This is a genomic window from Shewanella aegiceratis, from assembly GCF_019457495.1.
GTDB classification, from domain to species: domain Bacteria; phylum Pseudomonadota; class Gammaproteobacteria; order Enterobacterales; family Shewanellaceae; genus Shewanella; species Shewanella loihica.
This window is the reverse complement of sequence record NZ_CP080416.1, coordinates 3,415,837-3,441,409: the sequence shown is the minus strand read 5'-3', so window position 1 is coordinate 3,441,409 and position 25,573 is coordinate 3,415,837. Positions and strand designations below refer to the sequence as shown.

At 54.8% G+C, this 25,573-nt stretch carries 24 protein-coding genes and 8 tRNA genes; 12 read left to right on the top strand and 20 right to left on the bottom strand.

Annotation, left to right across the window (positions count from 1 at the left end; genetic code table 11):
* Window positions 1–60: 60 nt before the first annotated feature.
* From lipA to leuS, 14 genes are all read right to left on the bottom strand, one after another.
* On the bottom strand, window positions 61–1,026 hold the full coding sequence (gene lipA / locus K0H80_RS15055; RefSeq protein WP_011866739.1) for a lipoyl synthase: 966 nt from the start codon (window positions 1,024–1,026) through the stop codon (window positions 61–63).
* Window position 1,027: 1 nt separating this feature from the next.
* Window positions 1,028–1,678: a lipoyl(octanoyl) transferase LipB gene (lipB, locus tag K0H80_RS15050; protein ID WP_041406693.1), complete on the bottom strand. Its 651-nt coding sequence runs from the start codon at window positions 1,676–1,678 to the stop codon at window positions 1,028–1,030.
* A gap of 95 nt (window positions 1,679–1,773) precedes the next feature.
* Window positions 1,774–2,040 carry a DUF493 family protein YbeD gene (ybeD, locus tag K0H80_RS15045; protein ID WP_011866737.1) on the bottom strand — a complete coding sequence of 89 codons (267 nt, stop codon included), beginning with the start codon at window positions 2,038–2,040 and terminating at the stop codon, window positions 1,774–1,776.
* A 134-nt stretch (window positions 2,041–2,174) separates the two neighbouring features.
* The gene (locus tag K0H80_RS15040) at window positions 2,175–3,347 is read right to left on the bottom strand and encodes a serine hydrolase (RefSeq protein WP_220072092.1); all 1,173 of its coding nucleotides are present in this window, start codon (window positions 3,345–3,347) and stop codon (window positions 2,175–2,177) included.
* Window positions 3,348–3,482: 135 nt separating this feature from the next.
* A complete protein-coding gene (locus K0H80_RS15035) occupies window positions 3,483–4,280 on the bottom strand; it encodes a septal ring lytic transglycosylase RlpA family protein (protein WP_220072091.1) in 798 nt (265 codons plus the stop codon).
* Window positions 4,261–5,268, bottom strand: a complete 1,008-nt coding sequence (gene mltB, locus K0H80_RS15030) for a lytic murein transglycosylase B (protein WP_220072090.1) — start codon at window positions 5,266–5,268, stop codon at window positions 4,261–4,263. The genes K0H80_RS15035 and mltB overlap by 20 nt, the downstream gene beginning before the upstream one ends.
* 11 nt (window positions 5,269–5,279) lie before the next feature.
* Entirely contained in the window at window positions 5,280–6,386 is a 1,107-nt protein-coding gene (gene rodA, locus K0H80_RS15025; RefSeq protein ID WP_011866733.1) for a rod shape-determining protein RodA, read from the bottom strand.
* Complete coding sequence (gene mrdA, locus K0H80_RS15020; protein ID WP_220072089.1) at window positions 6,373–8,256, bottom strand: penicillin-binding protein 2; 1,884 nt, start codon at window positions 8,254–8,256, stop codon at window positions 6,373–6,375. Before mrdA ends, rodA begins: the two co-directional genes overlap by 14 nt.
* A 77-nt stretch (window positions 8,257–8,333) precedes the next feature.
* Window positions 8,334–8,804: a 23S rRNA (pseudouridine(1915)-N(3))-methyltransferase RlmH gene (rlmH, locus tag K0H80_RS15015; protein WP_041509028.1), complete on the bottom strand. Its 471-nt coding sequence runs from the start codon at window positions 8,802–8,804 to the stop codon at window positions 8,334–8,336.
* Window positions 8,804–9,133: a ribosome silencing factor gene (gene rsfS / locus K0H80_RS15010; protein ID WP_041407387.1), complete on the bottom strand. Its 330-nt coding sequence runs from the start codon at window positions 9,131–9,133 to the stop codon at window positions 8,804–8,806. Before rsfS ends, rlmH begins: the two co-directional genes overlap by 1 nt.
* A 145-nt stretch (window positions 9,134–9,278) precedes the next feature.
* Window positions 9,279–9,920 (bottom strand): nicotinate-nucleotide adenylyltransferase, encoded by a 642-nt coding sequence (gene nadD, locus K0H80_RS15005; protein ID WP_220072088.1) that lies wholly within the window; start codon window positions 9,918–9,920, stop codon window positions 9,279–9,281.
* A gap of 10 nt (window positions 9,921–9,930) precedes the next feature.
* Window positions 9,931–10,962 (bottom strand): DNA polymerase III subunit delta, encoded by a 1,032-nt coding sequence (gene holA, locus K0H80_RS15000; RefSeq protein ID WP_220072087.1) that lies wholly within the window; start codon window positions 10,960–10,962, stop codon window positions 9,931–9,933.
* Window positions 10,962–11,456, bottom strand: coding sequence for an LPS-assembly lipoprotein LptE (locus tag K0H80_RS14995; protein ID WP_144203645.1), 495 nt, complete (start codon window positions 11,454–11,456; stop codon window positions 10,962–10,964). The genes holA and K0H80_RS14995 overlap by 1 nt, the downstream gene beginning before the upstream one ends.
* 68 nt (window positions 11,457–11,524) lie before the next feature.
* Complete coding sequence (gene leuS / locus K0H80_RS14990; RefSeq protein WP_220072086.1) at window positions 11,525–14,116, bottom strand: leucine--tRNA ligase; 2,592 nt, start codon at window positions 14,114–14,116, stop codon at window positions 11,525–11,527.
* 121 nt (window positions 14,117–14,237) lie between these two features.
* Between leuS and K0H80_RS14985 the strand changes: the two genes are divergently transcribed.
* Window positions 14,238–14,738 (top strand): zinc ribbon-containing protein, encoded by a 501-nt coding sequence (locus K0H80_RS14985; protein ID WP_220072085.1) that lies wholly within the window; start codon window positions 14,238–14,240, stop codon window positions 14,736–14,738.
* A gap of 134 nt (window positions 14,739–14,872) precedes the next feature.
* Here K0H80_RS14985 and lnt read toward each other — a convergent pair whose 3' ends face one another.
* The 6 genes from lnt to K0H80_RS14955 form a co-directional block, all read right to left on the bottom strand.
* Window positions 14,873–16,456, bottom strand: coding sequence for an apolipoprotein N-acyltransferase (lnt, locus tag K0H80_RS14980; RefSeq protein WP_220072084.1), 1,584 nt, complete (start codon window positions 16,454–16,456; stop codon window positions 14,873–14,875).
* A gap of 26 nt (window positions 16,457–16,482) precedes the next feature.
* On the bottom strand, window positions 16,483–17,358 hold the full coding sequence (gene corC / locus K0H80_RS14975; protein ID WP_011866723.1) for a CNNM family magnesium/cobalt transport protein CorC: 876 nt from the start codon (window positions 17,356–17,358) through the stop codon (window positions 16,483–16,485).
* A gap of 27 nt (window positions 17,359–17,385) precedes the next feature.
* Window positions 17,386–17,859, bottom strand: coding sequence for an rRNA maturation RNase YbeY (ybeY, locus tag K0H80_RS14970; RefSeq protein WP_011866722.1), 474 nt, complete (start codon window positions 17,857–17,859; stop codon window positions 17,386–17,388).
* The gene (locus tag K0H80_RS14965) at window positions 17,849–18,892 is read right to left on the bottom strand and encodes a PhoH family protein (RefSeq protein WP_011866721.1); all 1,044 of its coding nucleotides are present in this window, start codon (window positions 18,890–18,892) and stop codon (window positions 17,849–17,851) included. The genes ybeY and K0H80_RS14965 overlap by 11 nt, the downstream gene beginning before the upstream one ends.
* A gap of 241 nt (window positions 18,893–19,133) precedes the next feature.
* Complete coding sequence (gene miaB / locus K0H80_RS14960; RefSeq protein ID WP_011866720.1) at window positions 19,134–20,558, bottom strand: tRNA (N6-isopentenyl adenosine(37)-C2)-methylthiotransferase MiaB; 1,425 nt, start codon at window positions 20,556–20,558, stop codon at window positions 19,134–19,136.
* A 98-nt stretch (window positions 20,559–20,656) separates the two neighbouring features.
* The gene (locus K0H80_RS14955; RefSeq protein ID WP_220072083.1) at window positions 20,657–20,959 is read right to left on the bottom strand and encodes a hypothetical protein; all 303 of its coding nucleotides are present in this window, start codon (window positions 20,957–20,959) and stop codon (window positions 20,657–20,659) included.
* 255 nt (window positions 20,960–21,214) lie between these two features.
* On the opposite strand from K0H80_RS14955, the gene K0H80_RS14950 reads away from it, so the two are divergent.
* The 11 genes from K0H80_RS14950 (at window position 21,215) to K0H80_RS14900 (ending at window position 25,498) form a co-directional block, all read left to right on the top strand.
* Window positions 21,215–22,351, top strand: coding sequence for an FAD-dependent monooxygenase (locus K0H80_RS14950; RefSeq protein ID WP_434086651.1), 1,137 nt, complete (start codon window positions 21,215–21,217; stop codon window positions 22,349–22,351).
* A 103-nt stretch (window positions 22,352–22,454) separates the two neighbouring features.
* Window positions 22,455–23,042: an aminoacyl-tRNA hydrolase gene (pth, locus tag K0H80_RS14945; protein WP_220043130.1), complete on the top strand. Its 588-nt coding sequence runs from the start codon at window positions 22,455–22,457 to the stop codon at window positions 23,040–23,042.
* A 70-nt stretch (window positions 23,043–23,112) separates the two neighbouring features.
* The gene (gene ychF / locus K0H80_RS14940; RefSeq protein WP_011866716.1) at window positions 23,113–24,204 is read left to right on the top strand and encodes a redox-regulated ATPase YchF; all 1,092 of its coding nucleotides are present in this window, start codon (window positions 23,113–23,115) and stop codon (window positions 24,202–24,204) included.
* Window positions 24,205–24,471: 267 nt separating this feature from the next.
* Window positions 24,472–24,548, top strand: a tRNA-Met gene (locus K0H80_RS14935).
* A 69-nt stretch (window positions 24,549–24,617) separates the two neighbouring features.
* Window positions 24,618–24,702, top strand: a tRNA-Leu gene (locus K0H80_RS14930).
* Between the two features lie 48 nt (window positions 24,703–24,750).
* A tRNA-Gln gene (locus K0H80_RS14925) sits at window positions 24,751–24,825 on the top strand.
* Between the two features lie 25 nt (window positions 24,826–24,850).
* Window positions 24,851–24,925: transfer RNA gene (locus tag K0H80_RS14920), tRNA-Gln, on the top strand.
* A gap of 20 nt (window positions 24,926–24,945) precedes the next feature.
* A tRNA-Met gene (locus K0H80_RS14915) sits at window positions 24,946–25,022 on the top strand.
* Window positions 25,023–25,154: 132 nt separating this feature from the next.
* Window positions 25,155–25,239 (top strand) — tRNA-Leu (locus K0H80_RS14910).
* A gap of 45 nt (window positions 25,240–25,284) precedes the next feature.
* A tRNA-Gln gene (locus K0H80_RS14905) sits at window positions 25,285–25,359 on the top strand.
* 54 nt (window positions 25,360–25,413) lie between these two features.
* A tRNA-Leu gene (locus K0H80_RS14900) sits at window positions 25,414–25,498 on the top strand.
* The last annotated feature ends 75 nt before the right edge of the window (window positions 25,499–25,573 follow it).

Here is a 25,573-nt window from a genome sequence, read left to right as displayed (position 1 = left end):
AAAATAGCGCCGCAAGGGCGCTATTTTTACATCTAAGCTATTAAAGCCTATGACTTAAGGCTATTTAACCTCTTTACCTTGGGCCTGCAGGTCGGCATGGTAGCTAGAACGCACCATAGGACCACAAGCGGCATGGGTAAAGCCTATCTCTTCGGCATAGTCTTTCAGCTCGTCAAACTCGGCTGGCGGCACGTAACGCTCTACCGGCAGGTGGAACTTAGAAGGCTGCAGGTATTGACCGAGTGTCAGCATCTCAACATTGTGCGCACGCAGGTCGCGAAGCACCTCGGCGATCTCTTCGTTGGTCTCACCCAGACCCATCATCAGGCCCGACTTAGTCGGAATATGTGGGTGTTGCTCCTTGAATTTCTTCAACAGATCCAGTGACCATTGGTAGTTCGCCCCTGGACGAGCCTTACGGTAGTGCTTAGGTGCCGTTTCAAGGTTGTGGTTGAAGACATCGGGTGGCTCGGTGGCCAGGATCTCCAAGGCGGCATCGATGCGGCCCCTGAAATCGGGCACTAAGATCTCAATCTTGATCTCTGGGTTGAGCTTACGGATCTCGCGGATACAGTCGGCAAAGTGCTGGGCACCACCATCACGCAGATCGTCACGATCCACAGAGGTGATCACCACATATTTCAGCTTCATGTCTCTGATGGTTTGCGCCAGTTTTACCGGCTCTTCGGCATCAGGCTTGAGTGGACGACCATGGGCCACGTCGCAGAAGGGGCAGCGACGGGTGCAGATGGCGCCCAAGATCATGAAGGTGGCGGTACCATGGTTAAAACATTCGGCAAGGTTAGGGCAGGAAGCCTCTTCGCATACAGAGTGCAGACCGTTCTTACGCAGCGCCTGTTTGATGTCGACGATACGTTGATTCGATGCCGGGAGCTTGACTCTCAACCAATCGGGTTTGCGTAGCATGGTTTCGCGCTCGGAAGGCACGACCTTGACCGGAATACGAGAGACCTTGTCGGCATCGCGTAACTTGACTCCGGGTTGTAATCTTTCAGGCCTACTCATATTAGTCTGTTAACCCTTGATGATGTTCTAGATGTTGATAGCCCAATTCTTGGCTAAAGGTTTGTATCAGTTTCTCGCCGGCTTCTTCGACGCTTTGTGGCCCCTTGAGCGGCTTACATTGAGCCATCTCTAATCCGGCATAACCGCAGGGGTTGATGCGCTGAAAGGGGGACATATCCATATCGACGTTCAGTGCCAGGCCGTGGAAGGAGCAGCCTTTACGGATCCGCAGACCCAGAGAGGCTATTTTGCGCTCCTCGACATAGACACCAGGAGCATCGGCCTTAGGATAGGCCTCGATACCATAGAGGGCGAGCATCTTGACGATACTCTGCTCTATGTCGGTCACCAGTTGGCGAACACCTATTTTGAGGCGTTTGATGTCCAGTAGCGGGTAGGCGACTAGCTGTCCTGGACCATGGTAGGTCACTTGGCCACCACGGTCGACTTGAATGACGGGGATATCACCGGGGTTGAGAATATGCTCACTCTTGCCTGCCTGGCCTTGGGTGAACACCGGAGGATGTTCGACTATCCAAAGCTCATCTCGGCTTGTTTCATCGCGATTATCGGTATATTCCTGCATGGCGTGCCATACCGACTCGTAATCCTGGCGACCAAGATGACGAATATGTAAAACCGTATCTTTCAAGGGCAACCTCTCCCCTCAGCGTTTAAGTGCGCCTATTATACGCGCGAAATCAGGAAATGTAAGGTAGATCACATTTCCTACCAGGAGGGCGCATCTTAGAGGACGCGCTTAACTCCTTCGATAGCCGCTAACTCGATGTAAAGTAGTTCGATCTGCTCTTTACTGTGAACCGTTACCTTGACGGTGATCGAGTGGTAGCTGCCTTTGCTTGAGGCCCTGGAGGTTGGCATATAGTCGCCTGGCACGTGACGCTGCACAACGGCAACGACGTCATCGGCGAGTGTGTCTCTGGCGTCGCCCACGACTTTGAAAGGGAAGGCCGCGGGGAAGTCTAGGAGTTCATGAAATTTGGTGTCTAACATAGGTGTCTATCTCTTGCCTAACTTAATGGCTATAAAATGGGGGTTATTATACCTAATTCAAGCCTGAGAGGCTAAAAACAAAAAAGTCACCCTTAGGTGACTTTTTACTATCTCATGCATTTGTCGCTGTGGAATTAGTTAAACCAGCTGGCAAACATCTGCTTAAAGTAGTCCATCAGCTTGCTGAACCAGCTGCCTTCGTTCACCTCTTGCAGGGTGACCAGCGGGAACTGGGCAATGTCTTTGCCGTTAAGCTGGAAATAGATGCGGCCTACTGTCTCACCCTTGGCGATCGGGGCGGTCAGCTCCTTGTTCAGCTCGTAGTTGGCCTCGAGGTTTTTCGCCTGGCCGCGGCTGATGGTGATGGGGGTATCTGTTAATACGCCAAGATCCACTGACTCTCTGTCACCGTACCAGATCTTCTGGGTTACAAAGCTGTCGCCCGCCTTGTAGGGGGTGATGGTTTCGAAAAAGCGGAAACCATAGTTGAGCAGTTTCTTGCTCTCGGCCTTACGGGCTGATTCGCTGGCGGTACCCAAGACTACAGACACTAGGCGCATGCCATCTTTGGTCGCCGAGGTCACCAGGTTATAACCGGCGCCAGAGGTGTGGCCCGTCTTGATACCATCGACGTTCAGGCTCTTGTCCCATAGCAGACCGTTACGGTTGTACTGCTTGATGCCGTTATAGGTGAAAGACTTCTCCGAGTATACGCGGTATTCCTCGGGTACGTCGCGGATCAGCGCGGCGCCCAGCAGTGCCATGTCGTAGGCGGTGGTCTTGTGATTTTCCGAGTCCAGGCCGTGGGAGTTCTCGAAGTAGCTGTCACGCATGCCCAGCTGCTTGGCCCAGGAGTTCATCAGATCTACGAAACCATCTTCGGTACCAGCAATATGTTCGGCCATGGCGACACAGGCATCGTTACCCGACTGAATGATGATGCCGCGGTTGAGCTCTTCGACAGAGACCTGCTTGCCCACCTCGATAAACATCTTGGAGGAGTCGGGGAAATTCTTCGACCAGGCATTCTTACTGATGGTCACCTTGTCTTGTGGTGAGATGTTGCCCACCTTGATCTCGTGGCCTATCACGTAGCTGGTCATCATCTTGGTGAGACTGGCCGGGTTCAAGCTCTCATATGCATTCTCTTCGGCGATGATCTGGCCCGAGTTGTAATCCATCAGGATAAAGGCTTTGGCTGCAACCTTAGGTGCATCAGGCGTAACAACGGGTGCCGCGTTGGCTGCCGTGATAGAGAGAGAAGAGACAAGGAGGAGTGTTTTCAAGCTATGATTCAGTAATTTCATATTATCAAGGCACGTCTTCTGGTTGAATGCAAAAATTTGGGCGCTATGTCGGGCGAGTATAACATTAGTCGACCATCGAAATCAGTGAAGGTTCCTTAATCTTAAGGAAAAGCGCACCGATTTCGGGTCGTTACCTTATTCTGTCACCAGATAGCTCTGGGGGTAGCCGTTTTGCTGCAGTGTCTGATGCAACTGGGCGGCGATCTGCTGGCGACCTATGGGGCCCAGTTGCAGGCGATAGAGGGTGCCGCTCTGCTGGATACGGGTCTGCACCTGATACTGGTCCGCCAGGGTCTGTGCCAGATGGTCGATGCGCCCCTTATCTGAGGAGGCGATCACCTGCACATAGTGAAGCTTGGTTTCCTGCAGTGCGGCCAAAGCCACAGACTCGGGGTTTTCGATGTAGATCACCTCGAGCTGCACCTTGGCCGTGCCCGTTTTGAGCATGTCCAGGCGATGCGCCGCGGCGTAGGAGAGATCTATGATGCGGTTATCATGAAAGGGGCCACGATCGTTGACCCTCACCACTACCGATTTGTCGTTGGCCAGGTTAGTGACCTTCACATAGCTTGGCAGTGGCAGCGTCTTATGGGCCGCCGACATGGAATACATGTCGTAGGTCTCGCCATTGGAGGTGAGGTGACCATGAAACTTGGCGCCATACCAGGAGGCGATGCCCGTCTTCTGATAGCCTTTGCCTGTGTCCAGCACTCGGTAGGTCTTGCCCAGAACAGTATATTCCTTGCGGTTGCCGCCGCGGCTGTAGGGCTCAAACTTGGGGTGAGCATCTTCGACCTTGGAGACATCGGGCGCATCGGTCGGCGCTAAGTCGTCGGCAATCTTATAGCGGCCGCTCTGCGACGAGCAGCCCGCCAAAACCAGTAGCAGGATGAAGGAGAGCAGTGACAGGGCGTTACTGTTTCGCATAAGCATCTTTGAGTTGTTGGCTAAATTGATACACCGCCATGGCGTACAGCGGGCTGCGGTTATAGCGGGTGATCACGTAAAAGTTGTTCAGTCCCAGCCAGTAATCTTTACCGTCTTGCTGCTCAAGCTCGACCAGTAGTGCAGGTTGTTGCACGTCGAGATCGACATTCTGCGCCAGGGAGATGGTTGGCGAGAGGATGTCGGCAACCTTATAGGAGAGCTTCTCTCCCGACCAGGCCTTGAGATGCGCGGGCAGATGGTGAGTCGTCAGCGGTAGGGTGACCAGGTCGCCCTTCTGCCAGCCATGTTGATGGAAATAGTTGGCGACACTGCCGATGGCATCGACCGGATCGCCAACCAGGTCCCGGCGGCCGTCGCCGCTAAAATCCACCGCGAAATGACGGTAGCTAGAGGGAATAAACTGACCATAACCCATGGCGCCGGCGTAGGAGCCCTTTAGCGTAGTCAGGTCCAGTTTTTCCTCTTTGGCCAGGGTCTGTAGCTGGGCGAGTTCCTTGCGAAAGAAGTCGGCCCGCGGCGTGTAATGAAAGCCCAAGGTGTAGAGGGCATCGATCACCGGATAGGTGCCCATGTAGCCGCCGTAGAAGGTCTCGATGCCGATAATGGCGACGATGATCTCAGGATCCACCTGATAGGTCTTTGCCGCCTTGGCGATGGTCGCATCATGGGTGCGCCAGAAGGCCAGTCCCTTTTCCAGACGTTTATCGGTGAGGAAAATGGGGTGATATTGAAACCAGGGCTTGGCTTCCCATGGGGTGGTGATGGCGTCGATCACCTTCTGGTTGTATTGGGCGCTGGCGAGAAAGCTGTCTATCTCTGCCTGGGTGAAGCCGGCGCCGAGTTGCTGCTCGGTGAAGGCTGTCTTCAACTCACTGATGTCACCCTCTTGGGGGATCACCTTGTCATCGGCCTGGGCCAGCAAGCTGGTGCCGCCCAGCATCAGGGCGAAAAATAGCTGTGAAACTGGTTTCAAATCGTCTTCCTTTAACGGTCAATGAATCGTCTATGGGTATGTATGCTCATCAGAATGCCGAAGCCTGTCATCAGGGTCAGCATAGAGGTACCGCCGTAACTGATGAGGGGCAGGGGCACACCAACTACGGGGAGTAGTCCCGATACCATGCCAATATTCACAAAGACATATACAAAGAAGGTTAAAGTAATACTGCCAGCGAGTAAACGGGCAAAACTGGTTTGTGCCCGCGAGGCGATCACCAGGCCGCGGCCGATCACATACAGATAGAGGCAGAGCAGAATGAGGCTGCCGATCAGGCCAAACTCCTCGCCGATAACCGCGAAGATGAAGTCGGTGTGGCGCTCAGGCAGGAACTCCAGCTGAGACTGAGTGCCGTCGAGCCAGCCCTTGCCCCAGATCCCACCGGAGCCGATGGCGATCTTGGATTGAATAATATGATAGCCAGCGCCCAGCGGGTCCTTTTCCGGATCCAGCAGGGTCAATACCCGGGTACGTTGATAATCGTGCATCAGGAAGAACCAGAGCACAGGCAGCATGGCTAGCACGCCGCCGATGAAGCTGCCGACGATGGCCCAGCTCATGCCGGAGAGAAACAGCACGAAGATCCCTGAGGCCGCCACCAGGATAGAGGTGCCCAGATCTGGCTGCTTGGCAATTAACAGCGTCGGAATGAGCAGGATCACCCCTGCTCCGGCCAGATAACGTTTCTTCGGCGGCAGCGGGAACTTACTGATATACCAGGCCATGGTGATGGGGAAGGCCAGCTTGATCAGCTCAGAGGGTTGAAACTCCATGAAGCCGAGGTTGAGCCAGCGCTGCGCGCCCTTGTTGATCTCACCGAAGAAATGCACCCCGAGCAGCAAGATCACCCCGGCGATATAGATGGGGAAGGCCCAGCGCCTGAGCACTTCTGGATTGATCTGGGCGACAAACAGCATGATCCCCAGCGACAGTCCCATACGGATCAGCTGACGCTCCATCAGCGCCATATCTTCGCCGCCGGCGGAATAGATGACGAACAGGCCATAGCACATGAGCGCCAGCAGCCCAAGAAGCAGTGGCAGGTCGATATGCATGCGCTGCCAGATGTTGGGTCTATGGCTATGGGCGTTCATTGTGTGGGCTCCCGGCGGTTTCTAAGGGCAGGTTGTCGCGTAGCATATACTCATCCAGCAGGGCGCGGGCCACAGGGCCGGCGTTGGCGCCACCCCAACCGGCGTTTTCCAGCACCACTGCCAGCACGATGCGCGGCGCCTCATAGGGGGCGTAGGCGACGATCAAGGCGTTATCCCTCAGGTGTTCGTCAATATTTTCGGCGTCATACTTTTCATCTTCGGCCACACTGAAGACCTGGGCGGTACCCGTCTTCATCGCCGCGGTATAGCCGGCATCGACGAAGCGCGACTTATGGGCGGTATCTCTCATCGCCTCGTTGATGATCTGCCAGTTGTGTGGACTCTTCAGTACCACGGGGGCCATCTTGTCTACCGGCGTATCGACCTTGACGGTATCATTCTTGATCGACTTCAGCAGGTGCGGCACGAAGCGCTCGCCCTTGTTTGCCATGATGGCGGTGGCGTTGGCCAGCTGCAGCGGTGTTGTGGTCCAGTAACCCTGGCCGATCCCCACCGAGATGGTATCGCCGATATACCAGGGCTGATTGTATTTGAGGCGCTTCCAGTCCTTGGATGGCATGTTACCGGCCGACTCTTCGAAGATGTCCACGCCTGTGCGCTCGCCAAAGCCGAACTGCTGCATGAAGTTGCTGATCTTATCTATGCCCGTCTTGTAGGCCATGTCGTAGAAGTAGGTGTCGCAGGAGTGTACCAGGGCGCCGTTGACATCGACCCAGCCGTGGCCCCAACGTTTCCAGTCGCGATACTTGCGCTCGACGCCGGGGATCTGCCAGAAGCCTGGATCCCACACCCGGGTCTTAGGAGTCACAACCTTCTCTTCAAGCCCCAGCAGCGCCATGTGAGGCTTAACCGTCGATGCCGGGGCGTATTGGCCCTGGGTGGCGCGGTTGATCAGCGGGCGAGAGCGAGCGTTGAGCAGATCGCTATAGGCCTTGGAGCTGATGCCGTGCACGAATTGGTTTGGGTCATAGCTGGGGCTGGAGACCATGGCCAGTATGCCGCCGTCGCGGGGATCGATAGCCACGATCGAGCCGCGGCGACCCGCCAGCAGTTCCATCGCCTTCTTCTGTAGCTGAAGATCCAGGGTCAGGTAGATATCCTGGCCCGGCTCTGGCGCCACAGATTTAAGGGTACGAATGGTGCGGCCGCGGTTGTTGACCTCTTCTTCCAGATGGCCCGGCATGCCGTGCAGCAGGCTCTCATAAAACTTTTCGATCCCCTGCTTGCCAATATCCTTGGTGGCGGCGTAGTTCTGCCACTGGCCGTTGCGCTGCAGCGCGGCTTGGTCCCGGTTGTTGATGCGGCCCACATAGCCCAGCACATGGGTCAGCAGCCCATCGTAGGGGTAGTGGCGTTTCAGGCCTGCGTCGATGGAGAAGCCAGGGAATCTGTGTTGGTTAACGCTAAAGATCGCTACTTCCTCCTCCGACAGGCGGTTCTTGACCGTTATCGGCTTGAAGCGGCGATGGTATTTGAGAGAGGCGACCAGGCTTTCTCTGTCATCCTTGCTGAGCTCGACGACCTTGGCGAGTTCATCCAGGGTCGCGGGGATGTCCTTAACCTTCTCTGGGATCAGCTCCAGCGAATAGAAGGGCTGGTTCTCCGCCAGCAGTTGGCCGTGTCTGTCGTAGATCAGGCCGCGGCTTGGCGCCACTGGCACGACGCGGATGCGGTTGTCGTTGGAGCGGGTCTCATAGTCTTTGTAGGACAGGACTTGCAGATGATAGAGGTTGCCTAGCAGTACGCTTAGCAAGACCACCACGCAGGCAAAAGTAAAGATGGCGCGGCGTTTGAACAGCGAGGCTTCGGCGGCATGATCATGCATGGCCATCCGTTTACGTGGCGCCAATTATACTCTCTCCGGCAGTATGTTGGTTGTCACTATCATCGTCTATCCCTCGATTGACTCGAGTGTCGCGCGGCGCACTACTCTCTATGATACGGGTGGTTGTTGTTGATGCTCCAGGCACGGTATAGGCTCTCGGCCACCAAGACGCGTACCAAGGGGTGGGGCAGGGTCAAGGCCGATAGACACCAGCTTTGATTCGCCGCCTGTTTACAGGCGGGGGCCAGCCCCTCGGGGCCGCCGATAAGCAGGCTAACATCGCGACCGTCCAGTTGCCAGCGATTGAGCTGAGTGGCAAGCTCGGGCGTGGTCCAGTTTTTTCCCGGCAGATCCAGGCTGACGATATGGTTTCCCTTAGGGATAGCCGCCAGCATCTGTTCGCCCTCTTTGTGCAAGATGCGGGCGATGTCGGCATTCTTACCGCGCTTTCCGGCAGGGATCTCAATCAGTTCGAACGCCATGTCCCGGGGGAAACGGCGCTGATATTCTTCGAAACCTGTGGTGACCCAGGCGGGCATGCGAGTGCCCACGGCAACGAGTTGTAACTTCATTAAGCTGGCTTTTCAGACCACAGCTTTTCAAGCTGATAGAAGTCACGGGTCTTGTCTTGCATCACATGAACAATCACGTCGCCCAGGTCGACCAGCACCCATTCGCTGCTGTCACGGCCTTCGACGCCATGGATATGTAGGTTGGCACGTTTGGCCTCGAGTACCACGTTCTCGGCGATCGCTCTGACGTGGGTCTTAGAAGTACCCGAACAGACCACCATATAGTCGGTCACATTCGACTTGTCGGTGACTTCCAGTACTACAACATCTTTTGCTTTTAAATCTTCGACCTTGTCGACTACAAACTGTTTAAGCTCGGCGCTTTGCACGCTAAATTCCTCATTCATTTTTAACAGCGAGGCAGTATAACAGGTTATGCCCCTAAAGTAATTGCTAATAGCGGTGCGCGAAATGCCTGTCTACACCCTAACGGGCGTGAGTTTGGCTAAAGGTTGAAGCCTTGTTATCTGGCTGTTAGCGATAGAGCCGATGGGCAGCGATATAGTCGGCGATAGCTTGCGGCATGGCATCGGGCGCCAGCTGATTCAGGGCCAGCTGCTGGCGAATCTCGGTAGAGGAGTAGGGCTGAGGTGTGATGGTCACCGGGAAGATGAGACCGGCGTAGCAATCGGACTCGGCAGCCCTATCAAATCCTGTCTTGTCTGCGCGGCGGGTATTAAGCTGTGCAGCCATCTCGCTATCATCACACAACGTCCAGCCGGGGCGTTGACAGACGGCGATATGACACAGCTCGAACAGCTGCCGCCAGTGATACCAGGTCGGCAGGCCGACGAAGGAGTCCATCCCCATGATAAATACCAGCTGATCCTGGCCATGGGCCTGACGCAGGTGTTTCAGGGTCTCTACCGAATAGGAGGGCTGGTCGCGGTTTGCCTCTATGTCACACAGCTTGAGCTGCGGGTATTGCTGACACACAAGCCGGGCCATCGCCAGGCGATGCTGGGTCGAGCTGTTGGTGCCGTCCTTGTGGGGCGGAATATGGTTGGGCATCAGCCAGACTTCGTCGAGTCCCAGGGCGGCCTGCACCTCAAGCAATGGCTTGATATGACCATAGTGAATGGGGTCGAAGGTGCCGCCCAGTATGCCAATTTTCATCAGCTTTTTCCTAGCCGAGTTCGATATGGCTAAGATGGCTGTGAGCCTTGGGATCGTACAGCAGGCAGAGGTGACTCATGGCGGTCCAGTCTTCAGCTCCTTGCTGCTTGAGTTTTAGCTCGATCTTCGAGGCGCTGGCCAGAGCTGTCTCTATCTGACTTAGACTCAGGCGCGACAGCGCGCCCTGATACAGCCCCTTGCGCTTGTCCCAGATCCTGAACTGACTCCACAGACTCTGCAGTGGCGTTCCCGCCTCCTGAGCCTGCTTGAGCTGTAACAGTGTGGTCAGCTCCTTAAACTGGCCCCACAGCAGTATCGGCAGGGCCGTGCCCTCTGCCTGGAGCTGGGCAAGGATATGCTGAGCCTTCTCCTGTTGATTGGCCAGCAGGCAATCGGCCAGCTGAAACACGCTGAAACGGGACTGATCTTCGAAGTAGTTTTGCAGTTGCTCGCTGGTGATCTGGCTGCTGGGGCTAAGTAGCACCAGCAGTTGTATCGCCTGATCTGCCGCCAGCAGGTTGCCTTCATACAGACTCAGCAACAGCTGCTGGGCGTCCTGGGTGAGGTTTAAGCCGGCCTCGCGAATGCGGGTCTGTAACCAGCGCTGAAACTGTGGCCCTTCGGGCGTGGCGCAGGGGATATAAATCCCTTTGTCATCCAGCTGCTTAAACCATTTCGACTTGGTCTGTTCGCTGGCAAGCTTAGGTCCTGTGATCACCAACAGAATATCCGGATTCACCTGCGCCATCAGGCTCTGTAGCTGGCTACTGCCCTCGCTGCCGGGTTTGGCCTGGGGCAGGTGCAGCTCTATGATGCGGCGACTGGCGAACAGGCTCATGGTGTTCCACTCATCCTGCAATTCGCGCCAGTTAAAGCCTGTCTCCTGATTGAGCACTATGCGCTCCTCGAACCCTTCTCGCTTTGCCTGATCGAAGATCGCCCGCTTGCTGGTTTCACACAGCCAGGGGTCATCACCAAAGATGAGGTAACAGGGCTTGACCGGCGAGAGCTGCTTGGCGAGTTGGTCAGGGTAGACGCGCATCAGTTGGTCTCGATAGAGGCCAGGATCTGGATGATCTGGTCGGCGGCCTGGATGCGCATCTCTTTTACGAGCAGCTCCATCTCACGGCTCTTTGCCAGTGCGGTGCGGGGATCGTCCAGGTAGTCGCGGTGAATGTCGACATCGAAGGCCTTGGCCTCGCGCTCGGGATACTGCACCGCGAAGCGCACATGATAGTTGAGCTCATATTCTGCCACATTCCCCGTGGGGTAGAGGGAGAGGGTACTTCTGTCCAGCGAGTCGTTGAGGATCCGCACGACAGGCACACTGGTATCGTCTTCCACCACTGTGATGCTGTTGAGACGCAGGCGTTCGCGCACCAGGCGGGTCAGCTCGCTGTATTCGTCCTGGCTGCTCAGGGTGAGCGTCTTAAGAGAATCTGGGATCGAGTAGCTGCGCTGAAGTTTAAAACCACATCCGGCGCTAAGCAGCACCGAGAGGGCTAAGATTGCAAAACATAAGCGTTTAATAAGCATAGGCTAAGCCATCTATTTCCATGTTTGATAAGACTCGGCCACCAGAGGTGGCCGAGTAAAGCGGGCAATTAGTTGGCTACGATATTGAGTAGCTTACCAGGTACATAAATCACCTTACGTACCGTCTTGCCTTCGGTGTGCTTGATAACGCCTTCCTCTGCCATACCGGCGGCTTCCACCGTCTCTTTGTCGGCGTCGGCGGCCACTGTTACCTTGGCGCGTAGCTTGCCATTCACCTGTACTATGATCAGCTTGCTGTCTTCGACCAGCGCCGACTCATCGACGACCGGCCAAAGCACGTTTTCAATCGTCTCTTCGTGACCCAGTGCCTGCCACAGCTCGAAGCTGGTGTGCGGGATGATAGGGTAGAGCAGACGCACCACGGCGCATAGGGCTTCCTGCATCAGGGCTCTGTCTTGCTCGCTCTCCATCGGCGCCTTTTGCAGACGGTTCATCAGCTCCATCACAGAGGCGATGGCGGTGTTGAACATCTGACGACGCTCAATATCGTCACCCACCTTGGCGATGGTCTTGTGCAGTTCACGACGCAGCTCTTTTTGAGCGCTATCGAGTGAGGCAACATCCAGGGCAACAGTTGGGCCTTGTGACACATGATCGTGGGCCAGTTTCCACAGACGCTTGATGAAGCGGTGAGCTCCTTCGACGCTCGACTCTTGCCATTCCAGGGTCAGCTCTGGTGGCGAGGCGAACATCATGAACAGACGCACAGTATCGGCGCCATACTTGTCCACCATCTCTTGCGGGTCGATACCATTGTTCTTCGACTTAGACATCTTGCTCATGCCGGTGTAAACCAGTTCATGACCTTGGCTGTCGACGGCCTTGACGATACGGCCCTTGTCGTCGGTTTCGGTAACCTTGGCGTCGTTCGGCGATACCCACACACGGGCACCCTTGTCGTCTGTGTAGTAGAAGGCATCGGCCAGCACCATGCCCTGGGTCAGCAGACGCTTGGCTGGCTCATCGCTGTTAACCAGGCCGATGTCACGCAGCAGCTTGTGGAAGAAGCGGAAGTAGAGCAGGTGCATACAGGCGTGCTCGATACCACCGATATATTGATCCACCGGCAGCCAGTAGTTGGCCTTGGCCGGATCCAGCATCTGGTCGGCCTTAGGGCTACAGTAGCGGGCATAGTACCAAGAAGACTCCATGAAGGTGTCGAAGGTATCGGTTTCTCTAAAGGCTTCCTGACCGTTAACCTGAGTCTTAGCCCACTCTTTGTCGGCCTTGATTGGGCTCTGGATACCATCCATGACCACATCTTCTGGCAGGATCACCGGCAGTTGATCTTCAGGCGTTGGCATCACGGTACCGTCGGCCAGGGTGACCATAGGAATTGGCGCGCCCCAGTAACGTTGACGGGAGACACCCCAGTCACGCAAACGATAGTTTACCTGACGCTTACCTTTGCCTTCGCTGGTTAGCTTAGCGTCGATGGCATCGAACGCCGCCTGGAAGTCCAGACCGTCCAGCTCTGGGAATGAGTCGCCAGAGTTAAACACTATGCCCTTTTCTGTGTAGGCTTCTTCGCTGATATCCAGCTCGCCGTCCACAGGCTTGATCACGCCCTCAATAGGCAGACCATACTTAGTGGCAAATTCGTAGTCGCGCTGGTCGTGACCCGGTACCGACATCACGGCGCCCGTGCCATAGTTCATCAGTACGAAGTTGGCGGCCCAGATAGGCACCAGCTTACCTGTCAGCGGGTGGATGGCCTTAAGGCCTGTGTCGACACCTTTCTTCTCCATGGCAGCCATGGCGGCTTCTGTGGTGTCGGCGTTCTTGCACTCTTCGATAAAGTCGGCCAGCACAGGGTTGTTCTCTGCCGCTTGCTCAGCTAACGGATGACCGGCGGCGATCGCCACATAGGTCACGCCCATAACTGTGTCTGGGCGAGTGGTATAGATGTCGAAGCTCTGATCGCTACCCTCAACCTGGAAGGTCATCTCGATACCTTCGCTGCGGCCAATCCAGTTGCGCTGCATCGTCTTGACCTGCTCTGGCCATTCGTCCAGCTGGTCGATGTCGTTCAGCAGTTCTTCGGCGTAGTCGGTGATCTTGATGAACCACTGAGGGATCTCTTTTTGCACCACTTGGGTGTCACAGCGCCAGCAGCAGCCGTCTTGTACCTGCTCGTTGGCCAGTACGGTTTCATCGTTTGGACACCAGTTAACCGAGGCGGTCTTCTTGTAGACCAGGCCTTTCTCGTACAGCTTGGTGAAGAACCACTGCTCCCAGCGGTAGTATTCTGGGGTACAGGTGGCGATCTCACGGCTCCAGTCGTAGCCGAAACCCAGCATCTTCAGCTGGTTTTTCATGTAATCGATGTTTTCATAGGTCCAAGGGGCCGGTGCCGTCTTGTTGTTGATGGCGGCGTTCTCAGCAGGCAGACCGAAAGAGTCCCAACCTATGGGTTGTAATACGTTTTTTCCTTGCAGACGCTGGTAACGGGCAACGACATCGCCTATGGTGTAGTTGCGGACATGGCCCATATGCAGTCGGCCAGAAGGGTATGGAAACATAGAGAGACAGTAAAACTTCTCTTTGCTTTCGTCCTCGGTTACTTCAAATGTTTTAGTGTCTTGCCAGTGCTGCTGCACCTTAGCTTCAATCTCTGAAGGTAGATATTGCTCTTGCATTGATGATTCCCGGCCATGCCGCCTATTTATTTGATCTTGCGCATCTTGCGCGCGAGTTAGATCTGCATAGAATAAACTAGAAGTGAGTCATTAAAAAGGTTCGCATGAAGGAGTATTGAACATGAGTGAAAGAAGTACCGAGTTGCTAGCGCTTTACCAGGCCCTATTCGAGCAGGTGAAATCGGATTTCTCTGAAGATAACTCAATGACTGCAAAGGAATTATATAAGACTGTCACGGCGAGTAAGGAGTTCTTGCTGCTCAAGGAGCAGGCCAAGGAGGAGGAGCTTGCCCTGGTAGAAGAATTTTTAAAGCGTGATATCGGCAGCTACCTGGCCGAAAAGAACGCCACGGATCTTAGCCACAGCCCCACAGTCATCGCCGCCGAGAATACCCTGTGGCATTGGCTGAGTGAGATTACCGACAGGAGTCAGGTGGAGTGGCATGAGGTGACCCAAGACTTCAAACATCACGGCTATTATCAGAGCGGCGAGATAGTGGGTCAGGGAGTGATGGTCTGCACCGGCTGCGGCCACGAGATGCGTATCGAATTCCCCGGTGTTGTCCCCGACTGCCCCGAGTGCGATGGCGATCAGTTTACCCGTGAGGCGCTAGCGCCTTAATCTGGCTGAGTCTCGTTGCTTGAGTGCCTGATGCATAAGCATCTAACCAGAGTCGTGAGTCTTACCGGCTCATAAAAAATCCCCGCCAATGCGGGGATTTTTGTTTCCGTTCGGAAATGGAGAGAGCACCTGAGCTAGAGCCTTAGTTTGCGGATCACCGCGCCGATTAAGATGATGGTGCACAGCAGCAGGAGTGGCGTCTGCCCCCAGCGGGCGAAGCCTGTGCTGCCGGACACCAGCGGCACCTCGGCCTTGAGCACCCCAGTCTCAAACTGCGGCAGGCTGTGGGTGATCTTGCCCTGTGGGTCGACCACGGCGGTGACACCATTGTTGGTGGCTCTTAGTAGCGGCCTGCCCAGCTCGATGGCGCGCATCTGGGCGATCTCCATGTGCTGCAACGGCCCGTTTGAGCGGCCGAACCAGGCATCGTTAGAGACGGTGAGCAGCAGCTCAGTACCGGCATTCACGTTAGCCCTGAGCTGCTCCGGGAAGGCTATCTCATAACAGATGGCCGGCGCCAGCTGATGCCCTAAGGCGTCTAGGTTAGGCTGCTGGAAGTCGCCTCTGGCGAAAGAGGACATGGGCAGGTTAAAGAAGGGCGCCAGCGGCCTGAGCAGATCTTCCAGCGGTACAAACTCGCCTATGGGCAGCAGGTGATGCTTACGAAATTCGTTGCTGCCATCGCCGCGATAATCGGCGCTCTCTTGTTGTAGCTGCTGGTGGTTACCAAGGACGATCAGCGAGTTATAGAAGCGATTCTGCTGCTTGCTGATGATGCCGGTGATGATGGCGCTGTTATTCAGGTTGGCAACCTTGTTGGCGTTGTCGAGAAACTCTTCCACCATATACTCGGGGGCGGGGATTGCCGCTTCAGGCCAGATAAACAGATCTGTGTCGGCCAGCGACGGCCTTGAGAGATCCATATACTTAATCATGGTTGGCCAGAGCGCCTCGGGCTGCCATTTCATGCTCTGGGCGATGTTGCCCTGCACCAGCGCCACCTTGACCGACTTGCCCGTAGAGGTAATGGGCGATAGTTGCGCGCTGGCAAATGCCCCTAGGCCGGCAAGGGGGGTGATAAGGAGCAGCGGTGCTACTCGCAAGCTAAATGAGCGTGGCCCATTTGAGTCCAGCGCATCAGCACGATGGGTAAAGGTGAGGGCTAAGGCGCCGGCGATCATGGCCAATACCAGGCTGAGACCCAGGGCGCCTATGTTGCTGGCAAGGGGCGCTAGTGGCCCATTGGTTTGGCTATAGCCAGCCCAGAGCCACGGGAAGCCGGTCAGTACCCAGCCTCTGGCCCACTCGGTTAGCACCCAGGCGGCGGGGAAGACGGCGAGAAAGCGCAGTGTGAGCGACTTAGGCACCAGCTTGATGCTGAGGTAGGCCGCCAGCGCCGGGTAGAGCGCCAGGTAGAGGGCCAGGATGGCCATCAGGCCCAGTGAGGCGATAAGCGGCAGGCCACCGTAGGTGTCTATGCTGACATGCACCCAGCTGATCCCCACAGAGAAACAGCCAAAGCCAAAGCTCAGCCAGTAGAGAAATGTCTGTTTCGGGGTAAGCCGGCGACTGTGCCCAAGGGCGAACGCCATGGCCAGCGGATAGATGGGCCAAAGTGCATAGGGGGCGAAGCCCAGTGCGGTACTGGCACCCGCCAGATAGGCGAGTACCAGCCGTATTACAGGATGATGGGCAATTGCCCTAAGTCGTAGCAGCATTATAGCCTCATCAGGGGACCGAAGGTTTACGCGTTTTCTTCTTCGGTCTGGGGATCGGGAAGTTTCACCCTGAGCTGAACCAGCCTGCGGGTGTCGGCGCTAATCACCTTAAATTCAATCTCATCTATGGTGATCTTCTCGTTGCGCTCGGGCAGGTGGCCAAAGGCGTGGGAGACCAGGCCGCCGACGGTATCGAACTCTTCGTCACTAAACTGAGTGCCGAAGGTCTCGTTGAAGTCGTCGATAGGGGTCAGTGCCTTGACCATGTAGATCTGTTTGCCCACCTTGCGGATCTCTGTCTCTTCGGCGGAGTCGTGATCGAACTCATCTTCGATCTCGCCGACGATCTCTTCGAGAATATCCTCGATGGTGACCAGACCGGAAACGCCACCATATTCATCGACGACGATCGCCATATGGTAACGTTGGGAACGGAATTCCTTCAGGAGCACGTCGACACGTTTGCTCTCTGGCACCACTACGGCCGGACGGATCACCTGCTCGAGGGAAAAGGGCTCGTCGTTATTTTTAAAGCCATACTGCAACAGGTCTTTAGCCAGCAGTATGCCTTCAATATGATCTTTATCTTCGTTGACCACGGGGAAGCGGGAATGGGCCGAGCCGATTACGGTCGACAGCAGCTCCTCTACCGTGTTGTCTATTTTTAGCGCCACAATTTGTGCCCGTGGGATCATGATGTCACGCACGCGCAGATCGGAGACTTCTAAAACACCTTTAATCATTTCGCGCGTGTCTTCGCTGATCACTTCTCTCTGTTCAGCGTCGTGGATCACCTCCACTAACTCGTCGCGACTCTGTGGTTCGCCCTGGAATAACTGACTTACTTTTTCAAACCAGCCCTTCTTATGGGCGTTGCTACTCGGTGGGTTATCGTCACTCATAGTAATTTCCTGACCAGAATTGGCCGGCTATTGCTCCTTGTAAGGATTGGGAAATCCCAAACTTTCAATAAGTTGAGTCTCTAAAGACTCCATTTCTTCTGCTTCGCTATCGATAATATGATCATACCCTAGCAGATGCAGACAACCATGTACAACCATGTGGGCCCAGTGGGCTGTAAGGCTTTTTCCTTGGATCTCAGCCTCCTGTTCGACCACAGGCACACAGATCACTAAGTCGCCCAGCAGAGGCAGTTCAACCTCCGGCGGCGACTCGAACGGGAATGATAGCACATTTGTCGGCTTGTCTTTGCCTCTATAGGTATGATTTAACTGCTGACTTTCCGCCTCATCTACCAGGCGTATGGTCATCTCGGCCTCGGGCATGACGTTGCCAAGGGCCAGACGTACCCAAGACTCGAACTCTTCCTGGCTCGGCAATTGTTCGGCCTGGGTCGCAACCTGCAGATCTAGGTGCAGTGCTATTGGGCTATCAGGCATCATGGTGCTTAGGCTCCTCTGCCTTAAACTGGCTCTCACGCTTGGCCTTTTCGCTGGCTACCTTCTGATCGTGCGCCTCATAGGCCTCTACGATACGGGCAACCACGGGGTGGCGCACCACATCCTTGGCCTGGAAGAAGTTAAAGCTCACCTCGTCGACTTCGCTAAGCACCTCGATGGCATGGCGCAGACCAGACTTCTGATGCTTGGGCAGGTCGATCTGAGTGATGTCGCCGGTGATCACCGCGCGGGAGTTGAAGCCGATACGGGTGAGGAACATCTTCATCTGTTCTACCGTGGTGTTCTGGCTCTCATCCAGGATGATGAAGGCATCATTCAGGGTACGGCCACGCATGTAGGCCAGGGGCGCGACTTCGATGACGCTGCGCTCGATCAGGCGCTCGACCTTCTCGAATCCCATCATCTCAAACAGGGCGTCATACAGGGGACGCAGATAAGGGTCGACCTTCTGGCTGAGATCGCCGGGCAGGAAGCCGAGCTTCTCGCCGGCCTCGACCGCTGGGCGGGTCAGCAGTATGCGTCTCACTTCCTGACGCTCCAGGGCGTCGACCGCCGCGGCGACCGCCAGGTAGGTCTTACCCGTACCGGCCGGACCAATACCGAAGGTGATGTCGTGGCGCACTATGTTGGCCACATAATCGCTCTGGTTAGGGTTGCGAGGCTTGACCACGCCGCGCTTGGTCTTGATATAGAGCTCTTTGTCGTCGCGGGGGGCGTCGGCTTCCAGGGCGATCGCCTCTTGTATCGCCATGTGCACCTTATCGGGTTCCAGGTCTGGCGTACTGCCGCGTACCGGCTGCGTCTCGACATAGAGTTCTTTGAGCAGATTATTGACCGTCAGGCAGTTGCGGGCCTGACCGACAATTTGAAAATGGTTGTTGCGATAGTTGATCTCGACGCCGATGCGGCGTTCGAGTTGTTTGATGTTGTCATCAAAGGGGCCGCAGAGCGACGCTAGCCTACGGGTATCAGACGGCTCGAGATACAGATTGAGCGTGGTGAGTTTGTTTGACAAAAATAGCTCCAGTTGCGTTTGTCGTGAATGCGTGTGCCATCGGGTGTCATTCCCGACAGACTATAGTGACAGTTTACGAGGCATTAAGTTTAATTGCTAATGCTATTTGATTGCACCATTTGATTGGAAATTCGCCGCCCTTAAAAGGTTTATGGATTCAAGGCGCAGTAAAGATGGGCGATAGAAATGTGCAATAAAAAAGCGACCCTGGGGTCGCTTTCAATTCGCATTTTAGAGATGCCTAAGGGATAAACTGAGTCACCCCAAGATCGTCATCTTTCTTATGCTTGGCCAGGATGTCAGATGGACGCAGGTCACGGCGCAGGTCCATCTCATCTTCGCCGCGAATGAACTTGCCACGCAGCGAGTTGGTAAATACATCGACGATCTCGACGTCGACGAAGCTACCTATGTGCTTAGGATCGGCTTCGAAGTTCACCACACGGTTGTTTTCGGTGCGGCCACGCAGCTCCATCGGGTTCTTCACCGATGGGCCTTCAACCAGGATACGCTGCACTGTGCCTAGCATCTGACGGCTGTAGCGCATCGCCTGCTGGGTGATCCTGTCTTGCAGTATCGCCAGGCGTTCCTTCTTCTCATCCAGCGAGACATCATCGGGTAGATCCGATGCCGGCGTGCCCGGGCGTGCGCTGTAGATAAAGCTGAAGCTGTGGTCGAACTGCACATCTTCAATCAGCTTCATGGTATCGGCGAAGTCCTGCTTAGACTCGCCAGGGAAGCCGACGATGAAGTCAGAGCTGATCTGAATATCGGGTCTTGCCTTACGCAGACGACGGATGATCGATTTATATTCGATTGCCATGTGGCCACGCTTCATCTGGGTGAGGATAAGATCCGAACCAGACTGTACCGGCAGATGCAGGAAGCTCACCAACTCAGGCGTGTCTTCATACACGTCTATGATGTCTTGGGTAAACTCGATAGGGTGGCTGGTGGTGAAACGAATACGATCGATACCGTCGATGGCGGCCACATAACGTAGCAGCTCGGCGAAGGTACAGATATCGTCATCGTGGGTCGCGCCGCGATAGGCGTTCACGTTCTGGCCTAGCAAGTTAACCTCACGCACGCCTTGCTCGGCGAGCTGGGCGATCTCTAGGATCACGTCGTCCACCGGACGGCTCACCTCTTCACCACGTGTGTAGGGCACCACGCAGAAAGAGCAATACTTGCTACAGCCTTCCATGATGGAGACGAAGGCGCTCGGGCCCTCGGCGCGCGGCTCTGGCAGGCGGTCGAACTTTTCAATCTCGGGGAAGCTGACGTCGATGACTGCTTTGCCGCCTTGCTGGATCTGTTCGATCATCTCTGGCAGACGATGTAGCGTCTGTGGGCCGAAAATGAGGTCGACACACTGAGCTCTGTCTTTGATTGCCTTACCTTCTTGAGACGCCACGCAGCCACCTACACCTATGATAAGGTTAGGGTTCTTGTCTTTTAGCGTCTTCCAGCGACCCAGCTGGTGGAATACTTTTTCCTGTGCTTTTTCGCGAATCGAGCAGGTATTGAGTAGCAGTACATCTGCTTCCTCGGCCTCTTCGGTCAAGGTGTAGCCTTGATATTCGTCGAGCAGGTCGGCCATCTTTGATGAGTCATACTCATTCATCTGACAGCCCCAGGTTTTAATGTGGAGTTTTTTACTCATCAGTTTTGCGCCGTTGTTGCAACTACTGGGAAAAATAGCGCGACATTTTACCCTCTGCGCCGCCTGCTGGCTAGCTTTTGCACGTCATAAGGATGAATTTACTCGGTGCGTGCGGATCCTTTGACCGGGAAATCCACCAGGGCGACCTGCGCCTCGGGCGTCTGAGTAAAGAAGGCATCGGCCATCGCCTGGCTGCTGCTTTTGGCCTGACGCTGTATGCTTGTTTGGATATCCGCCCTATAATGGCTCATTAATTCAATCGTATATTGATATAGGGCATAATCAAGCGAGTTGCGATAGGTTACAGTCATCCTCTCCATCCCAGAGGTGGGCGTGGCAAGGGCTGAGGCCGACACTAGACTGGCGGCGGTGATTAGGCTGGCTAGCAGTAACTTTTTCATAGGACACTCCGTGACACTCAGCAGTAATGGTTAGCTGTATTGCAAGTTAGCTGTGAACTGAGAGTGTAAAGGCGCAAATGGCGTTATGCGCCGCGCCTTTGTAACTGAGTGTGAGTAGTTGCCTGCCTGGTAACATTTATACACGCAATCCGTCGATGTGACATATTTGGTAATAAGAAGTAGGGAGTCGAACCCAAGGTGAGTCAGAACCAGCGCAAGACCTTAGTAAAAGATGTTGTCGTGTTAGGCGGCGGTATGGTGGGGGCGGCGACGGCCCTCGGGTTGGCGCAGCTTGGCCTGTCGGTGGCGGTGGTTGAGGCCTATGCGCCCAAGGCCTACGACAGTGAGCTGGAATTGGATCTTAGGGTATCGGCCATCAGCGTGGCCTCCGAGCAGTTGCTCGAGCGCCTCGGCGCCCTGTCGGCACTCGGCGAGATGCGTCAGGTGGCCTACAAGGGTCTGGAAACCTGGGAGATGGAAGGTTGCATCACCCAGTTTCATAGCGACCAGATTGGCGCCTCTCATCTTGGTCATATCGTCGAGAACCGTCTGGTGCAGCTGGCCCTGTGGCAGCAATTTGACCGACATGACAATCTCAGTTTGCTTTGCCCTGCTAAGGTCAGCCAGTTTGCCCGCATGGAAGGCGGCATTCGCCTCACCCTGGAGGATGGCAGCGAGATAGAGACGCGGCTGCTGGTGGGGGCCGATGGCGCCAACTCTCAGGTGCGCCAATGGGCAGGGATCGGCGTGACGGGTTGGGATTACGCCCAGTCGGCCATGCTGATCAATATCGCCACCGAGCAGGAAGAGCAGGATGTCACCTGGCAGCAGTTTACCCCTAAGGGGCCGCGCTCCCTGTTGCCGCTACCGGGTAAGCACGCCTCCCTGGTGTGGTATGACGATGCCAGTCGTATCGCGCAGCTGAAAAGCCTGAGTAATCAGGCGCTGTATGAGCAGATAGATATCCATTTTCCTATGCGTCTGGCGCGTGAGTTCAAGGTGCTCTCTAAGGGAAGTTTCAAGCTGACCCGTCGCCACGCCCAGCGCTACTTTGATGATCACCTGGTCATCTTGGGAGATGCCGCCCATACCATCAACCCGCTGGCCGGCCAAGGTGTTAACCTGGGCTTTAAGGATGTCAGCGCCCTGATAGACACCTTCGCCGATGCCATCGCTAACCATAAATGCTGGTGGGATAACGAGGTACTTAAGGGCTATCAGGCTAAGCGTTACACCGACAATCAGCTGATGATGACCACAATGGATCTCTTCTACGCCGGCTTTAGCAACGAGCTCTTGCCGCTCAAACTGCTTAGAAACGGCGCCCTCAAGCTGGCGAACATAGACGGGCCCATCAAGCAGAAGGTGCTGAAATACGCCATGGGGCTATAAGCTCCGGCCATATTGTCCTTGTCTGGGATAAATTTGTTGCCGACTCGATTGAGTGCTAAAATGCCGCGTTTTTTATTGGCACTTGCGAATGGACAAGGGTGAAATGAGCAATATAAAGCTTATCGTAGGCTTGGCTAATCCAGGCGACAAATATGAGCAGACTCGGCACAACGCAGGTGCATGGTATGTCAACGAGCTGGCACGGGTATGCGGTGTCAGCTTGGTGGCCGACAGCAAATACTATGGCCTGACCGCCAGGGCAACTCTGTACGGTAAAGATGTGCGCCTTTTGATCCCGACCACCTTCATGAACCTCAGTGGCAAGTCGGTGGCGGCTTTGGCAAACTTCTTTCGTATTGCACCCGATGAGATCTTAGTGGCTCACGATGAGCTGGATATGCCGCCGGGTGTGGCTAAGTTTAAGTTGGGCGGCGGTCACGGTGGCCATAACGGCCTCAAAGATATCATCGCCAAGCTCGCTAACGACAAAGGTTTCTATCGACTGCGGATCGGCATTGGCCATCCAGGCGACAAGAGCATGGTCAGCAACTATGTGCTGGGTAAGGCGCCGCAGACCGAGCAACGCCTCATCGAAGAGGTGATTGACGAGGCGGTGCGCGCCACCGAGGTGCTCTTTAAGGAAGACATGAGTAAGGCGATGCACAGGTTGCACTCTTACAAGGCCGGTTAAGTCGATTCGTCGGCAATGAACAGCTTTATTATCGCCTCGGCGATAAGGTTAATTAAATAAAGGTAATAATATGGGTTTTAAATGTGGCATCGTCGGCCTACCAAACGTAGGTAAATCGACTCTGTTCAACGCCTTGACTAAGGCGGGTATCGAAGCGTCAAACTTCCCGTTTTGTACGATCGAGCCTAACACGGGTGTGGTACCTGTGCCGGATCCACGTTTGGAGGCCCTGGCGGAAATCGTTAAGCCTGAACGTGTCCTGCCGACTACCATGGAATTCGTCGATATCGCCGGCCTGGTAGCGGGCGCCTCGAAAGGCGAAGGCTTGGGTAACAAGTTCCTGGCAAATATTCGTGAAACCGATGCTATCGGTCACGTGGTGCGTTGTTTCGAAGATGAGAATATCGTACACGTCGCCAACAAGGTTTCGCCTGCGAGCGACATCGAGGTGATCAACACCGAACTGGCACTGGCCGACTTAGACTCTTGTGAGCGTGCCATTTTGCGTCAGCAAAAGCGTGCCAAGGGCGGCGACAAAGATGCTAAGTTCGAGGTGAGCGTGCTGGAGAAGATGCGCCCAGTACTGGACGAAGGTCACATGCTGCGCTCTATGGATCTGAGCAAAGAGGAGCTGGCGGCGGTTAACTACCTTAACTTCCTGACCCTCAAGCCAACCATGTATATCGCTAACGTTGCCGAAGATGGTTTCGAGAACAACCCACACCTGGACGCGGTACGCGAGATCGCGGCGAAAGAGAATGCGGTAGTCGTGGCCGTGTGTGCGGCGATCGAATCCGAGCTGGCCGAGATGGATCCTGAAGACCGTGATGAGTTCATGGCCGACCTTGGCCTGGAAGAGCCTGGTCTAGACCGAGTGATCCGCGCCGGTTACCAACTGCTAGATCTGCACACCTACTTTACCGCCGGTGTGAAAGAGGTTCGCGCCTGGACTGTACCAGTTGGCGCCTGTGCGCCGCAGGCGGCCGGCGTTATCCACACCGACTTCGAACGTGGCTTCATTCGTGCCCAGGTGATGTCTTATGACGATTTCATCGCCTATAAGGGTGAGGCGGGTGCCAAAGAAGCGGGTAAACTGCGCGTCGAAGGTAAGACCTATGTGGTTAAAGATGGCGATGTGATGCATTTCCTCTTCAACGTTTAGCGGTTGACGTCGTTCTTGGCGGCGAAAACCAATAAACGCTTAAGCGGCTCGATACTCATATCGGGCCGTTTTGCTTTATCCTGCTAGGTAAAATAGGCGTTAATTGCAGGTTTTTAGGGGCGAATTGCATAAGGCCTGTTCACTTTGGTGAGTTTATAGGCGAACGGCTAAGATAGTTTAAATTAGCGAAAAAAAGCTGTTGACCTGCCTACGCTGAATAAGCATAATACGCCCCGTTCCTCAGCAAGAGGGGCGCGAAATATCGATGGCTATGTAGCTCAGCTGGTTAGAGCACAGCACTCATAATGCTGGGGTCGCAGGTTCAAGTCCCGCCATAGCTACCATCCTTTCAAGATGTAAAATTGATAGTGGCAGACGCCACCATCTGTTCAAGATGTAAAACTAGAAGCAGTGCGGGAGTGGTGGAATTGGTAGACACGCCAGATTTAGGTTCTGGTGCCGCAAGGTGTGAGAGTTCAAGTCTCTCCTCCCGTACCATTTATTTTTGACTAGAGGTTGTCTACCTTTAGTCTTAAGCAAGAAAATTGGGGTATCGCCAAGCGGTAAGGCACCGGGTTTTGATCTCGGCATTCCTAGGTTCGAATCCTAGTACCCCAGCCATTTTCCTCTTGCTTAATTTGATTCTTGGGGTATCGCCAAGCGGTAAGGCACCGGGTTTTGATCTCGGCATTCCTAGGTTCGAATCCTAGTACCCCAGCCATTTATCAGTAAGATAAATGTGGCTATGTAGCTCAGCTGGTTAGAGCACAGCACTCATAATGCTGGGGTCGCAGGTTCAAGTCCCGCCATAGCTACCATCTTATTTCAGGTAAATCCGCCGTTATCGGCGCCATCTGCTCAAGATGTAAAACTTGAGGTCTGCTAGTTAGTTGAGCCCCGGCTCAGACATATGACTAGAATCTTCATCAAGATATAAAACTAGATGCTAAGCGGGAGTGGTGGAATTGGTAGACACGCCAGATTTAGGTTCTGGTGCCGCAAGGTGTGAGAGTTCAAGTCTCTCCTCCCGTACCATTATTTGAGGTTATAGGTGTTTCCTGTAATCTAAGCCGAGCTTGTTGGGGTATCGCCAAGCGGTAAGGCACCGGGTTTTGATCTCGGCATTCCTAGGTTCGAATCCTAGTACCCCAGCCATTTTTATCTAGCTTAAGATGTTAAACTAAGCCATCAAATCAGATGTAAAGCGATGCGGGAGTGGTGGAATTGGTAGACACGCCAGATTTAGGTTCTGGTGCCGCAAGGTGTGAGAGTTCAAGTCTCTCCTCCCGTACCATTATTAAGATTGCAAAGAGCCTGTCCAAGTGACAGGCTTTTTTGTATCTGTCTTTTACCTATCCGTCGTTTGTTT

Coding starts and splice junctions, on each gene's coding strand:
- holA (WP_220072087.1), bottom strand. CDS start 10,962: ATGCGCGTCTACCCTGACCAACTCGCCAAGCAGCTCTCGCCGGTCAAG.
- ybeY (WP_011866722.1), bottom strand. CDS start 17,859: ATGATGCCTGATAGCCCAATAGCACTGCACCTAGATCTGCAGGTTGCG.
- K0H80_RS14950 (WP_434086651.1), top strand. CDS start 21,215: ATGGTGGGGGCGGCGACGGCCCTCGGGTTGGCGCAGCTTGGCCTGTCG.
- corC (WP_011866723.1), bottom strand. CDS start 17,358: ATGAGTGACGATAACCCACCGAGTAGCAACGCCCATAAGAAGGGCTGG.
- leuS (WP_220072086.1), bottom strand. CDS start 14,116: ATGCAAGAGCAATATCTACCTTCAGAGATTGAAGCTAAGGTGCAGCAG.
- lipA (WP_011866739.1), bottom strand. CDS start 1,026: ATGAGTAGGCCTGAAAGATTACAACCCGGAGTCAAGTTACGCGATGCC.
- miaB (WP_011866720.1), bottom strand. CDS start 20,558: ATGAGTAAAAAACTCCACATTAAAACCTGGGGCTGTCAGATGAATGAG.
- lnt (WP_220072084.1), bottom strand. CDS start 16,456: ATGCTGCTACGACTTAGGGCAATTGCCCATCATCCTGTAATACGGCTG.
- rlmH (WP_041509028.1), bottom strand. CDS start 8,804: ATGAAGTTACAACTCGTTGCCGTGGGCACTCGCATGCCCGCCTGGGTC.
- K0H80_RS14985 (WP_220072085.1), top strand. CDS start 14,238: ATGAGTGAAAGAAGTACCGAGTTGCTAGCGCTTTACCAGGCCCTATTC.
- ybeD (WP_011866737.1), bottom strand. CDS start 2,040: ATGTTAGACACCAAATTTCATGAACTCCTAGACTTCCCCGCGGCCTTC.
- pth (WP_220043130.1), top strand. CDS start 22,455: ATGAGCAATATAAAGCTTATCGTAGGCTTGGCTAATCCAGGCGACAAA.
- nadD (WP_220072088.1), bottom strand. CDS start 9,920: ATGAAAATTGGCATACTGGGCGGCACCTTCGACCCCATTCACTATGGT.
- rodA (WP_011866733.1), bottom strand. CDS start 6,386: ATGAACGCCCATAGCCATAGACCCAACATCTGGCAGCGCATGCATATC.
- K0H80_RS14955 (WP_220072083.1), bottom strand. CDS start 20,959: ATGAAAAAGTTACTGCTAGCCAGCCTAATCACCGCCGCCAGTCTAGTG.
- K0H80_RS14995 (WP_144203645.1), bottom strand. CDS start 11,456: ATGCTTATTAAACGCTTATGTTTTGCAATCTTAGCCCTCTCGGTGCTG.
- K0H80_RS15040 (WP_220072092.1), bottom strand. CDS start 3,347: ATGAAATTACTGAATCATAGCTTGAAAACACTCCTCCTTGTCTCTTCT.
- ychF (WP_011866716.1), top strand. CDS start 23,113: ATGGGTTTTAAATGTGGCATCGTCGGCCTACCAAACGTAGGTAAATCG.
- K0H80_RS15035 (WP_220072091.1), bottom strand. CDS start 4,280: ATGCTTATGCGAAACAGTAACGCCCTGTCACTGCTCTCCTTCATCCTG.